Genomic DNA, 13,399 nt, shown 5'->3' with positions numbered 1-13,399 from the left:
GGATCATCGTGGCCTACCTCGACCACCAGGCGATGCGGGCCGTGGCGGAGCGGATCCAGCGGCTGTCCGACGAGCACTGGTGGGCGCTCGATCCGTCCTGCCGCCTGATGGAGAAGGCCGCGTGGGTGGGGCCAACAGGCGTCCGGTTCGGCGCCCAGGTTCACGCCGACCAGCGAGAGTTGCGGGATCTGCTCACGCAGGCCGTACACAGCGCGAACCAGAAGCTGGCCTCGCTTCAGGCCGCGCCATGACGGAGTTCACCGGGGTCAAGCAGCCCGAATTCGACTCCATGGCGAGCAAGCACACCGAGGCCGCCAGGCGTCTGGAGGAGTTGGCGCAGACTCTGCACAGCGAGCTGCAGAGCGCCGGGCTCGACACTTCTCCGGCGGCGCGGCTGCGGCAATTGGCCGGCCGCGTCACCACACAGGCCGAGGACCTGCGGCGGCGGCAGAAACTAATTCACGAGCTGCAGCGGCAGAAGGTGGCCTTCGGCATGAGTACGGCCGCCGGGAGCTTCCTCGAGATGCCTGATGGCCTGGAGGCCGCCAAGGGGCTGCTGGACGGAACGCTGGCTGGTCGCGCCGCGCTGAACGCCGCGGATGGGGACGCACAGGCGCTGGCCGAGCTGCAGAAATACGCGGCACGGACTGGGGACGCGGAGTTCGTGAAGGCGTTCCTGGGCACGCTGGGCGCCCAGGGCGTGACGCGGCTACCGGGCTCGCTCACCGCGCGACTGCGCGACGCCAGGACTCACGGGGACTCCGATCGCATGGCGACCCAGCTCTCCAATCAGGGCAAGGAGGCTCTGCGCATGCTGAGCGCGGCTCTGGCCCGAGGAACAGATCCGAAAAGTCCCGCGTACGTGGGCGCCGGCTTTCTCAAGGACCTGGTGAAGGAGGGCCGGGCTCAGCAGAAGTCCGGCGACACGAAGTACACGGGCTACCAGGCCCAGGCGCTCATCTGGCGTGCCCACGACGGGAAGCCGCCGTACTCGAAGGAATTCATGGAGGTCGTCGGGCGTGACGTGATCGTCTACGAGTACGAGCAGCGTAAGGACGAATGGGCGGCCAGCAAGGATCTGCTGGGCCGGATGTTCGCGGGAGCCCAGGTCCCAATAGTCGACCTGGCCGGTGCACTGGGTCTTGGCAGCATGCTGAGACCGGGAACGCATGTGGGCAATCCGGGCGCGAAGGCTAGCTCATCGTTGGTGGACGATCTTTTCCACGCGGCGAAATCCAGCCGGGAGGCGTCCCATGCCCTGCTGGACCACACGCCGGCCGGGTGGCAGGAGTCTGTGCTGGACTATCTGTTGACGAGCCGGTGGGGGGCTTCCCGCTATCTGGGGGACTACGGGCCGTTCAATGACCTGCTGGTGACTGCGACGACTGGCCGGGATGAGACTTCCCAGAGGTTGGCCGCGGAGATGATCAAAGTCGTCGCAGATGACGTACGCGGCGCCTTCGACAAAGGCGAGAGCGGCAACCTGGAGATCAGGGACAGGGACACATTCGATCGTCTCGCTTCCCTGCGCTACCCGCTGGGCCGCGTGATCGCCGCCAATATCGACGAGCTCTCCCGGCTAATCCTGAACCATGCGACCTTCGGCAAGGTCACGGCCCAGGACATGGACTACGCGTTGGCACTGGCGACCGCCGACGACGACGCGTTTGAGGTACTGGTGAGGGCGCAGACCGAACACATGCGAGCAGCGCTCGACACTGTGCCTCCGGTGGGACTCGATGCTTCGAACGCCGAGCGGCTCGGTTTCAAGAAGTCCGACGTCAAGGAGTACGACTTTGACGGGGATGGGCAGGTGGACAAGGCCGACATCATGCAGTACCTGACAGACCGGACCGTGGCGGAAGCACGGCCTTTCACCCACATCGTGGAGATCCGCCGCCAGGTGCTGATCGCCCAGGGGTTGAACGACAAGAAGGCGGACGAAGCGCTGAAGACCATGGTGGGCGACGCGCTGGGGCTGCTCCCGGTACCGGGCGCCAGGCTCGTAGGCCAGCTGGCCACCGGAGCCTTCGGCGAGCTGATCAGCAAGGAGTACGGCAAACTCGCAGGAGCCGGATATGACGAGATCGCCAAACAGATCGCCCAGCAGATGTCAGAAAGTCGGCGGGGCCTGGACGATACGCACCGGACGCTTGCGGACAACCGTCTGGCGGTGGAGAGGCTGGCGGAGCAGATGCTCGCCACGGCCATGCTGAACAAAGGCTTGTTTGACGAGTTCCCTATGAAGGGCCAGATATTCATTACCGGAACACCGCCGGCGATCAAACCTTTTGCCGAGATGAGCGCGCAGGAATACAGCGAGTTCCTTCGTTGGGTTCGGGACAAAGGTGGAAGCAGTAGTTTGCTCGATCGTTTCGGCGGCACCTTCCGCAGGACCAGTGAGGTGGACGACTATCTCGGCCTGCAGATCCCACCCTCCTCTACAGGGGGTGAAAAATGAGGAATTCTCGTCCGTCTGCCGCCTTTAGCGCTCTCGTGTTGCTCATGGCAGCATGCACCCCAGAGAACGACGTCGTCTCCACACCGACTCCAGCCCTCCAGCCCATCGTGGATGTTCCCCCATACGTCTGCAAGCTTGTCCCTGAGCAGGGGCTTCGTTTGGTGAGCGGAGCAACAGGGTCTCTTGTGGGGAAAACGGCTGGCAGCGAGAAGAGCGGCGAGTGCTGGGCTCCAGAAACGACCCCTTGGCCTCTTCAAGTGAACTGGCTGCAAGCGGACGGTGGGACAAGTCAGGAGCATTTGGACTTTCTCATGGATGACAGGCGTAACGTTTATACGCAGCACGGCGGAGTGAAGCTCCCTACCGATCTCGGCGACGGCATGACTGCCCATCTGACGAATAGCCCATTGGCCGACCAACCGTACCGGACGAGCGCGAAGTTCCGCTGCGGCGGCAAAGAACGAATGATTGACATCTACCTGGCCCAGGTCGCCAAGGGTAGGGACGCGATCAAGGACATGACCGAGCTCATGCGCATCGCCCAAAAACGCTACGGCCACCTGTACAACTGCACCCCCGGCGCCTAGCAAATAGCACCGCCGCCAAAAATCCAGCCAGCCCGTAGCGTCCCAGAATGTCCCAGTCACGACACATTCACGTGAGCCCAAAATTGGACTCAGGTGCATCTCTGCCACACCGCGATGAATAAAACCACACCCGGATTCCGATGACCGTGCGTCATCGACAACAACTTCTTGCGACGATGTACTCACACACAGTGATCTCGGCTGCCAAGGCCGGGATCCTTCCAGCTACCGAAAAGGTAGGGGTACATGAACGAAGAGGCGGAGACTCGCGACGCAAAACTTCGCGCGGCAGCCGTCGAAGCGACAGCGCGTTCCCGTAATGGGGCCTATCGCGGCCCTCGCGCGCGGCGTCAACATGCGAGCCTCCCGACAAACGGCTGCCCATGCCTGGAAGGCATACACACCGCCATCGCCTCAACGACGGTCGCCGTTGCCCGGATAAGAGTTGAAATCGCCAGCATCAAGGCGGAAACGTCCCAGGACTTCGCGGCTCTCGGAGACGAGATCGGCGGCCTTCGCCGACACACCCTCGAGCAGCTCACATCCGCCCAGGAGCAGATGCTAGGCAGACTCGACACCCTGCAGCGCACAATGACCGACGTGGGACTGACACTCGATCGACTGCTGGACAAGGGCGGCGCCTAGCGACGAATAGGTCCTGAGTCGTTCGGGAAATGACAAGGGGTGTTGAGGATTGGCCTGTTGTCACAAAACCGATCATCAACACCCTTATCACAGACCGTACGTGACGGTCGATCGGACGAGCGCCGGAAACTGGCCGAGGTCCAGTTGTTGACCCTGGCAGTGGCCCAAGACCCGCTCGGCCTGCACCCCGAGGCCCGCGCCTCCATTCCGGGAGCCGCCGACCGCACTACCTTCCCGAACGAACGCCTGCCACCTGGCCAGCCTGGCTACATCAAGAATTTCGGCCTAGAAAACCGCTGCTCAAACGCGCGATTTGAGCTCCGGCCCGGCGATACGTCCAGGCCGGCACCCCACAGCGCAAGCCGGCCAAGATCGCGTGACGGGGCGACTAGCTGGCGAAGCCCGCGATAAGCCCGATGGTCAGGGCGGTGCGTTCGGGGATGTACTCGATGATGGCATGCTCTCCCCGGGAGTGGGAGCCCGCTCCGACGGGGCCGAGTCCGTCGAGGACGGGCCGGCCCAGGGCTGAGATGAAGTTGGCGTCGCTGGCCCCGCCGACGCCCGCCTCGCGGAGGTCCCAGCCGTGCTCGATCGCCACCTTGTACGTCCTGGCGTACAGGTCCTGGGAGGCGGGGTTGGGCGTCATGGGCGGCCGGTTCCATTCGCCGGAGAGCGCCACGGAGACCCGAGGGTCGGGGGCGCGCAGCGAGGTGAGTGCGGCGTCCACCCGGGCCATCTCGGCCGGGTCGGACACGCGTACGTCGATGCCGCAGGTTGCCTGGCCTGCGGTGACGTTGGTGCCGGTGCCGCCGCTGACCAGGCCGACGTTGACCGTCGTGCCGAGCGCGGGGGCGCCCAGGGCGGCGATCTGGGTGATCAGGTCGGCCATGGCGTGGATGGCGCTGGCACCGGCGGTGGGGTCGAGGCCGGCATGGGCCTCGATCCCGGTGACGGACACCTGGAAGATGCCGACGCCCTTGCGGGAGGTTTTGACCGCGCCGTCTATGGCGCCCTCGAAGACCAGGCTGGCCAGCGCCCCGGCGCTGGCCGCCTCGATGCGGGCGCGGGAGGCCGGGCTGCCGATCTCCTCGTCGCCGTTGAACAGCAGGCGGACCGTGGGATGCGGCAGGCCCAGCTCACGCAGCCCGCGTACCGCCCAGACCGCCTGGACGAGGCCGGTCTTCATGTCGAAGACGCCAGGTGCGCTGATGACACCGTCGGTGACCTGCCACGGCCAGTCGGCGAGGGTGCCGACCGGCCACACGGTGTCGTAGTGGCCGACCAGCAGGACGAAGCCGGGGGCGGTGCCCTGGTAGGTCAGTTCCAGCACGTCGCCGTACTGGCCGCCGTCGTGACGGGTGAACTCGTCCGGCTCCCCGGCGCGGTCCACCGCCCAGCGGAAGATCGCGTCGAGTGCCCCGTCCAGGAGCTGTTTGTCGTTGCTCGGGCTTTCCAGCTCGACGAGCATACGCAGGTCGTCGAGCATGGAGGGGAGCGCCTGGCGGGTCCACGTGGGAGCCGGTGTCACTAAAGGATCCTTTCGCTAAGAGTGAGGAGAGTTAGGAGGGGACGCCGGGGCCCAGCGGGATGCCGAGCGCCCACCATGCCAGGAAGAACAGTGTCCAGACCACGAGCATGATCAGGCACAACGGCATGGTGAGGGCGATCAGCGTGCCGATGCCGGCTGATTTGCGGTAGCGCTGGATGAAGCCGAGGACCAGCACGAAGTAGGGGCTCATCGGGCTCAGGGCGTTGGTGCAGGAGTCGGCGATGCGGTACACCGCCTGGGTGGCTTCCGGCGAGATCTTCAGCAGCATCAGCATCGGTACGAAGACCGGGCCGACCAGCGCCCACTGGGCGGAGCCGCTGGTGATCAGCAGGTTGATGAAGGTGACGATGATCAGGATGCCGACAAAGATCATCGGGCCGTTGATCCCGGCGGACTTCAGCAGGTCCGCGCCGTTGATGGCGACGATCGTGCCGATGCCGGTCCACTTGAAGTAGGCCAGGAACTGGGAGATGGCGAAGAACAGCACGAGGACCGGCGCCATCTCGCGCATGCCCTCGGCCATGAACGTGGGTACGTCGTTGCCGCTCTTGATGGTGCCGGCTACGCGGCCGTACACGATGCCGACGAGGCAGAAAGCGACGCCGAGCATGACGGAGATCGCGTTCAGCAGCGGGCCGGTGACCAGGCTGCCGCCCTCGCCGCGTAGCGGTGAGTCGGCCGGGATGATGGACAGCGCGATCAGCGCGGCGATCACCAGCAGCGCGATGCCGGACCAGCGCAGCCCGCGCCGCTCCTTGTCGGTCAGCTCCAGCGCGCCGAGGTCGCCCACTTCGGCGTCCTCGTCGATCGGCATGCTCGCCGCCCGCTTGGTGAGGATCGTCTCCGTCACCACGGTGATGACGATGGACAGCACGACCGACGAGCCGATGGAGAAGAAGTAGTTGGCGAGCGGGGTGACGGTGTAGCTCGGGTCGATGGTGTGCGCGGCGTCGGTGGTGATGCCGCCCAGGATGACGTCGAGCGGGGTGACCACCGGGCTGGCGTCGAAGCCGGCCGCGACCGAGACGAACGCGACCACGACGCCGACGATCGGGCTGCGGCCGACCGCGTAGAAGGCCAGCCCGCCCAGCGGGATCAGCACGATGTACGCCGAGTCGGCGGCCACGTGGGAGACCATGCCGGTGAAGGCGAGCGCGAACGTGACCCACCGGGCCGGCACGCGGGAGACGCCCCGGCGCAGGACCGCCGAGAGCAGCCCCGCCCTGTCGGCCACCGCGACGCCGAGCATGACCACCAGGATCGTGCCCAGCGGGGGGAAGGTGGTGAAGCTCTTGATGGCGTCGCCGAGCATCAGCGTGACGCCCTCGCTCGACAACAGGTTCTTCACCGCGACGGTCGTCTTGTCGGCGGGGTTGACCGCCGACACTCCGGCCGCCGACAGGATCCAGCTCAGCGCCATGAGCACGACGCTCAGGATGATGAAGAGCCAGAACGGATGAGGCAGTTTATTACCGGCGCGTTCGACGCTGTTCAGCACGCGCATGGTCACGTTTAAGGCACGTGATTCTTTCTCAGCGGACACGGTCGTCATGGAGACCCGGTCATCCTTTCTTGGTCGTTTCGCCTGAGGCACAGACCGAACGCGAAAGATGCCCCGTCTCTTTATTGCGAGTCCGCACCTGCGGGCCATACTTTAACGGGCGACCGGATCATCTCGCAATAGCTATTTGTCAAGGATGTCTCACCAGTTGAGAGCCGTTATGTGGGCATGCGAAATCGCCCGCGCAATGTCGGGTGTCAAATGAATTTCGACAAACTTAAGACGCCTATAACATTCAGCCGACAAGCCAGCGACTGAGATAGAAAGCGACAATTCCGACTGCTGTCACAAGCAGGAACCTTTTCGACACCAGACCCACGGCGAAGGTGACCGCGCCGCCTATCAGATAAGGGTTCGTCAGGGTCAGCTCGACGCCGTTCCCCGAGGGCGCGAGAACGGCCGGGAACACCAGTGCGGCCAGCACGGCCGGCGGCGTGTACCTGAGCAGCGTCTCCGCCAGCGGCGGCATCTCCCTGTCGGCGAAGAGGGCCAGCGGCAGGTAGCGCGGCAGGAAACTGCACAACCCCATGCCGAGGATCAGCAGCGCCATACTCATCGGGCGATCTCCTTCGTCCTCGACTTCGCCGCGTACTCGCACGCGGCCCCCACCACCGCTCCCACCACCGCGGCCAGCACGACGCCGAGGTTGTACGGCAGGCCCCGCGCCAGCATCACGGTCACCCCCGCGGCGCAGATGGCCGCGGTCACGCGCCAGTTCGCCAGCCCGATCGCGAGCATGGCGATGAACATGGCAGTCACCGGGAAGTCCAGTCCGAGCCCCCGCACGTCCGGGACGGCCGAGCCGAGGGACATGCCGACCGCCGTGCACAGCATCCAGGTGACGTACAGCAGCGAGGACGCCCCGAGGAAGAACATGTGCTTGTTGTGGGTGAGTTCGCCCTTCCTCAGCCGTTCGATCGCCACGAAGAAGACCTCGTCGATCAGCCCGAACCCGAGCAGCACCCGCCACCGCTGGGGCACTTCCTTGATGTACGGGATCAGGATGGTGGAGTAGAGGAGCATCCGGAGCCCCAGGATGAGCGTGGTGAGGATGATCGCGGCCCAGCCCGTGCCGCCGGCGATGAGGGCGAAGCCGACGAACTGGGCGGTGCCGGAGTTCACGGCCATCGCCAGGCCCAGGGTCGCCCAGCCGGAGAGCCCGCTCGACAGTCCGAGTACGCCTCCGGCGATGCCCATGGGAATGGCCGAGGCGAGGAACGGCACCATGCTCCTCGCTCCGGCGAGGTACTGCTGGCCGGGGGTCAGCGGTGTGACCGCCTGGGGGGTGTTCGTGGTGGTCATGTCAGTGCGCTTCGCTCCATCGATCTTTCGTAGGTGGTCCCGGCGGGTCTTCCGGACGCGGCACAAACTCGTGCAGCAGTGTGGCCACGGCGTCCGGGGCCGTCCGGCAGAAGTAGTGGCCGAAGGGCCCGAGCTCCGCGAGCCGCGGCCGATCGGCGAACAGCGACCAGTCCTCGTACCTCCGCCGATGGTCAGGGGTCAGCGGATCGTCCGAGGCATGGACGACCGTGAGCGGCGCGCGCAGCCTGGCCACGGGCCCCCGCTCGGCCGCCGCCAGCAGATAGCCGTTGGCCGAGCCGGAGTCGTGCCGGAACGTCCTGGTGACGAAGGCCGCCTGCTCGGGTGAGAGCACGTCGAGCCCGGAGTACCCGGTCGCCTCGACGAGCCAGCGCACGATGTCCTCATCCGTCATCGCGTCCACCCGCTCCATGGACTCGCGGGTGGTCCGGGCGTCGTGCAGCAGCTTTCCGGCCACGAAGACGTGGAGCGGCGCGTTTCCGCCCGCCTCCATCAAGCGTGCGGTCTCGATGGCCAGAGCCGAGCCGACGCAGTGGCCCCAGAGCAGTACGGGGCGTTCGGCGAGAGCGCGGACCTCCTCCGCCACCCGCCGTGCCGCCTCCTCGATGGACAGGAAGGGTTCGTCCGGATGGCCGGGATCGTGGCCCGGCAGCTCCACGCCATAGACGGCCACGTCGGCGCCCGCCTTGTCGAGGGCGGTGGCCAGCGGCTCGAAGTTGACGGCGTTGCCGGCCGCGTAGGGAAAGCACACGAGGGCGGCCCGGGCCCGGCCGGGGTCGGCCGACAGCGAGCGAAGCAGCGGCGAGCGGGACGTGGACGCGCCATCGTTCAGACGAGCCTCGGCCACCTCACACAGCGGTCCCAGGGTGGAGTTGCGCATCAGGTCGGTGAGCGACACGAGCCCCTCCAACTCCATGACCACCCGCATGGCCGACAGCGAGCTGCCGCCGAGCTCGAAGAAGTTGCCGTCGAGGGTGATCTGCTCCAGCGGCACGTCGAGCACCCTGGACCACACCTCCGCGATGCGCGGTCCCACCGCTCCGGTGGGACGACGGCTGGGGCGAGGGCCGGGGTGACGGCTGGGGTGACGGCCCGTCTCTCCGGCGGCACTCCGCTCTTCGGAACGGTGAAACGTCAGGCGTCGGGGTGCCTGGAACAGCTCAAGGCCGCCGGGCATGCGGCGTCCGTACACACCTGTGGTGGGGATCGTGACCCCGTTGGCGATCAGCACGATCCGCCCCGGCGTGGCGAAGGGCACCCGCAGACCGTGTTCGTCGACGACCCGCGCCCGATAATGGTCTGCCAGCTTCGGCAGGACGCTCTCGCTCTGTTCCATCGCGATCAGCGCCGCGCTCTCCTCGCCGGGCAGCAGATCGGCGAGGTGATGGAGGGCGGCCGGATCGGCTGTCATCTGCTCGAACGCGGCGATGTAGTACGCCCCCATCCGCGCCACCTGCCAGGGCTCGAAGAGGTGGGCGTGGTAGTGCAGGCTGAGCCGTACCTCGTCGGTGATGAAGTGCCGGGAGAACTCGGCGCGCAGCACGAACTCCGTCTCCGAGTTGGCCCGCACGTCGAGCAGGGAGAAGCCGTCGAGCGCCTCCAGCTGCCTGAGCAGATAGAAGTGCGTGAAGTTGAAGGCCGTCTCGAACAGCGCCTGTTGTGTCCCCAGGTCGTGCTTCATCCGCGCCATCGGGTATCGCCGCGCGGGGAGCAGTTCGACCTCGGCCCGGTAGACGTCGCGCACGAGGCTCTCCCAGGAGCCCTCGCCCGTACGCACCCGGAAGGGCACCGTGTTGAGGAACAGGCCGATCGAACGGGTGGCGCCCTCCGCCTCGGGCCGGCCGCTGTGCTCGTACCCGGTCATGACGTCGCGCTCGCCGGTGATCAGGGAGAGGACCTTGACGTGCGCGGCCATCGCGACGTTCTTGACCGGCACGGACAGCGCCCCGGCCAGCGCCACGATCCGGTCGGACAGGCCGCGCGGGAACTCCACCTCGTGGAACACGACGGGGAAGACGTCCGGCGACGCCGATTCCCTCGTGCGGGGCACCTCGGCGAAGGTGCTGCCTTCGAGCACGCCCGCCCAGTAGGAACGGTGGCCCTCGTCGGCGAGGGACCGGCGCTCCAGTGAGACGTAGTCGCGCGCGTACCCGTCCGGCTCCACGTCCGGCAGCGGCCGTCCGTCGAGCAGCCGGTAGTAGGTGTCGAACAGCGTGGTGTGCACCAGGGTGATGCTCCAGCCGTCCAGTGCGGAGTTGTGCTGGCTGAGCGTGTAGCGGAACAGGTCGTCGCCGAGCACGTGCACGTGCAACCGGACGAGGCCGGGCTCGGTCCAGGTGAAGCGATGAGCCTTCTCCCGCTCCGCCCATACGTGGTACCAGGCGTCCTGTTCGTCCTCGTGCATACCGCGCAGGTCGGCGATGTACAGCGGTGACGGCGCGTCCTCGTGGACGAGTTGCAGGTACTCGCTGTAGCCGGTGAGGTGGTAGCTGGTACGGAAGATCGGGTTCGCGGCGACGATGTGCCGGACCGCCCGCTCGAAGCATCCGGCGTCGAACGAACTCTGGATCGTGTAGCTGATGATGTCGTGATATTCGACTGTGTTGTGTGACAGTTCGCTCTGAAAGACCAGTCCCGCCTGGAGCTGCGTCATCGGGTAGGCGTCGGCCACCCCGGCCGGGATCTTCGCCCGGTCCTCAGGCGTCAGCAGCTCGAACGGCCGGAGCGGGCGCGTCGCCGGATCCGCGTCCCGCGCGAGAGCGACCAGACTCGCGATGGTCGGATTCTCGAAGAGCTGCTGGAAGGTGAAGTCGAGGCCGCACGCGCGCGCCCTGGCCAGCACGGTGACGAAGTGGATCGAGTTGCCGCCGAGCGCGAAGAAGTTGTCGTGCACCCCGACCGATTCGACGCCGAGCACCTCGGCCCAGACGCGGGCCAGGTCCGCCTCCTGCGGCGTGCGCGGGGCGACGTGGTCCACTGCGCGGGCCGGTTCGCCGGGGTCGGGCAGCGCGCGGCGGTCCAGCTTGCCACTCGGACTGAGCGGGAACGAGGCGAGCGTGACGAGGCGCGCGGGGACCATGTACTCCGGTAGCGTGCGCCTCAGGTGCTCCTTGAGCTCATCTTCGGGCAGGGGCTCGGCGGCCACGACGTAACCGCACAGATGATCCTGTCCGCGAGGGATGACGACGGCGTCCCTCACGGCGGCGTGCTGCCGCAGCCGCTCCTCGATCTCACCCGGTTCGATGCGGTATCCCCGCAGCTTGACCTGGTGGTCGATGCGGCCCAGGTACTCGATGCCGCCGTCGGCCAGCCTGCGGGCCAGGTCCCCCGTACGGTAGACGCGCTCCTCGCCCGCTTGGGGCGCGGCGACGAAGCGCTCGGCCGTCAGTTCGGGGCGACCCAGGTACCCGCGAGCCAGCTGGACCCCCGCGACGCACAGCTCCCCCGGGACGCCGACGGGCTGGGGTCGCAGGTCCGCGTCGAGCACGTGGATACGCGTGTTGTCGACCGGCCGCCCGATCGGCACCATGGTCTCGCCGCCGTGGCAGGCGTAGTGGGTGACGTCGACGGCCGCCTCGGTGGGCCCGTACAGGTTGATCAGCCGGCAACCCGTGACCACCTCGTGGAAGCGTCGCACGTGGTGCGCCGGCAGCGCCTCGCCGCTGGCGAACACCTGCCGCAAGGTGCCCAGCCTCCATTGCTCGCCCGTTCCCGAGACGAAGTCGAGGAAGGCCCCGAGCATGGACGGCACGAAGTGCATCGTGGTGACGCGGTGCCGCTCGACCGCGGCGGTCAGCGCCTCCGGCTCCCGCTCCGCGCCGGGCTCGGGCAGGCACACCGACGCCCCCGCGAACGTCCACCAGAACAGCTCCCACACCGAGACGTCGAACGACGTGGGCGTCTTCTGCATGATGACGTCCGTGGAGTTGATCGGGTACGCCTTCTGCATCCAGCCGATGCGGTTGACGACCGACCGGTGCTCGATCCGCACGCCCTTGGGAGCACCGGTCGAACCCGAGGTGTAGATGACATACGCGAGGTCGCGGGCGCCGCCCTCGACCGGCGGCGTGCTCACCTCCTGCGCGTAGGACCCCTCGTCCATGAGGTCCAGGACGGCGACGCCGTCGCCGACCAGCTCCTGGTGGCGGGGCTGGGTGAGGACGAGGCGGGCGGCGCTGTCATGGAGGATGTACGCGATGCGGTCGCGCGGGTTGCCCGGGTCGATCGGCAGGTACGCGCCCCCCGCCTTCAGCACGGCGTAGACGGCGACGAGCATCTCCGGCGAGCGGTCCGCCAGCACGGCCACGAGGTCGTCGCGGCCCACGCCGCGGGCGCGCAGCGTGTGCGCCAGGCGATTGGCCCGGGCGTTCAGCTCGGCGTACGTGAGCAGGAAGCCGTCGCCCACCACGGCCACGGCGTCAGGGGTCGCGGTGACCTGGCGGCTGAAGAGCTCGTCGAGCCGCACCGTGTCCTCGAAGGCGGCGTCCGTGTCGTTCGCCTTGTCGATCAGCGCCAGATCGTCGTCGGATCGCAGGTCGAAGGCGGCCATCGCCGTGTCGGGCGAGGCGGTGGCCTGGTCGAGCAGCATCACGCAGTGCGTGAGAAGCCGCCGGGCGGTGTCGGGGCCGTGCGTGCCGGTCCGGTGCCGCAGTTCCAGAGCCAGCCCGGCCGGCCCGCGTACGAAGGCGAAGGCGAGCGGAAAGCCGGGCCGTCCGGCGGGATCCGCCTCGTCGCGTACCGCGTCCACGAGCACGTCGGCGAACGGATCGTCCCCCTCCCCCGCCGCGGTCCCGAACTCGTCGGCGAGCAGCTCGATCGGGTAGTCCTGGTGTTCGATCGCGGCCCGCAGCCGGTCCCCGACCTCGCCCAGCAGCCCGCGCAGCGTGGTGTCGCGGGTGACCGGCAGCCGCAGCACCAGTGAGGAGGCCAGCGGCGTGGGTCCGGCGGGCACGGGGGCGGGAGGCGTGGCCAGCACGGATTCGGCGCCACCGCCGTAACGCTGGAGCAACGCGCCTGTCACGGCGATCAGCACGGAACGCAGAGCGATGTCCTGGCCCCGGGCCAGCTTGCCGAGTCTGGCGGTCAGCTCGGGGCCGAGGTCGAGCGCGGTCACCGCGCGCGCCGCCTCCCCTGCCGAGCCACCGTGCGTGTCGGACGGGAAGCCGGTGCGCTCGGGCAGCGCCGCGAGCTGGGCGCGCCAGAACACCCCCTCGCGGCGACGCTTCGCGGCCGCGACCTTGAGCCTGCCCAGGGTCTCGATGGACTGCATGGCCCCT

At 67.5% G+C, this 13,399-nt stretch carries 9 protein-coding genes; 4 read left to right on the top strand and 5 right to left on the bottom strand.

The genetic code is table 11. The features are described 5' to 3' along the window. The first annotated feature begins 8 nt into the window (after positions 1-8). The 4 genes from AB0C30_RS23210 to AB0C30_RS23195 all read left to right on the top strand — a co-directional run bounded on the left by AB0C30_RS23210 (position 9) and on the right by AB0C30_RS23195 (position 3,693). Positions 9-251, top strand: a complete 243-nt coding sequence (locus AB0C30_RS23210; protein WP_357947371.1) for a hypothetical protein — start codon at positions 9-11, stop codon at positions 249-251. Then, positions 248-2,461 carry a hypothetical protein gene (locus AB0C30_RS23205; RefSeq protein ID WP_357947368.1) on the top strand — a complete coding sequence of 738 codons (2,214 nt, stop codon included), beginning with the start codon at positions 248-250 and terminating at the stop codon, positions 2,459-2,461. The genes AB0C30_RS23210 and AB0C30_RS23205 overlap by 4 nt, the downstream gene beginning before the upstream one ends. Positions 2,462-2,718: 257 nt before the next feature. Next, on the top strand, positions 2,719-3,048 hold the full coding sequence (locus AB0C30_RS23200) for a hypothetical protein (protein WP_357947365.1): 330 nt from the start codon (positions 2,719-2,721) through the stop codon (positions 3,046-3,048). A gap of 246 nt (positions 3,049-3,294) precedes the next feature. After that, positions 3,295-3,693, top strand: a complete 399-nt coding sequence (locus AB0C30_RS23195) for a hypothetical protein (RefSeq protein ID WP_357947362.1) — start codon at positions 3,295-3,297, stop codon at positions 3,691-3,693. Between the two features lie 388 nt (positions 3,694-4,081). Here the strand turns inward: AB0C30_RS23195 and AB0C30_RS23190 are convergent, their stop codons facing one another. The 5 genes from AB0C30_RS23190 to AB0C30_RS23170 form a co-directional block, all read right to left on the bottom strand. After that, positions 4,082-5,221, bottom strand: coding sequence for a M20 family metallopeptidase (locus tag AB0C30_RS23190; protein ID WP_357947359.1), 1,140 nt, complete (start codon positions 5,219-5,221; stop codon positions 4,082-4,084). 31 nt (positions 5,222-5,252) lie between these two features. Then, a complete protein-coding gene (locus tag AB0C30_RS23185; protein ID WP_357948131.1) occupies positions 5,253-6,746 on the bottom strand; it encodes an AbgT family transporter in 1,494 nt (497 codons plus the stop codon). 292 nt (positions 6,747-7,038) lie between these two features. Further along, positions 7,039-7,353, bottom strand: a complete 315-nt coding sequence (locus AB0C30_RS23180) for an AzlD domain-containing protein (RefSeq protein WP_357947356.1) — start codon at positions 7,351-7,353, stop codon at positions 7,039-7,041. A 2-nt stretch (positions 7,354-7,355) separates the two neighbouring features. Next, positions 7,356-8,105 (bottom strand): AzlC family ABC transporter permease, encoded by a 750-nt coding sequence (locus AB0C30_RS23175; protein ID WP_357947353.1) that lies wholly within the window; start codon positions 8,103-8,105, stop codon positions 7,356-7,358. Position 8,106: 1 nt separating this feature from the next. Continuing rightward, positions 8,107-13,392, bottom strand: a complete 5,286-nt coding sequence (locus AB0C30_RS23170) for an amino acid adenylation domain-containing protein (RefSeq protein ID WP_357947350.1) — start codon at positions 13,390-13,392, stop codon at positions 8,107-8,109. Positions 13,393-13,399 lie beyond the last annotated feature (7 nt).

It is taken from the genome of Nonomuraea sp. NPDC048901, from assembly GCF_040649695.1.
GTDB lineage: Bacteria > Actinomycetota > Actinomycetes > Streptosporangiales > Streptosporangiaceae > Nonomuraea.
This window is presented reverse-complemented; position numbering and strand designations above follow the sequence as displayed.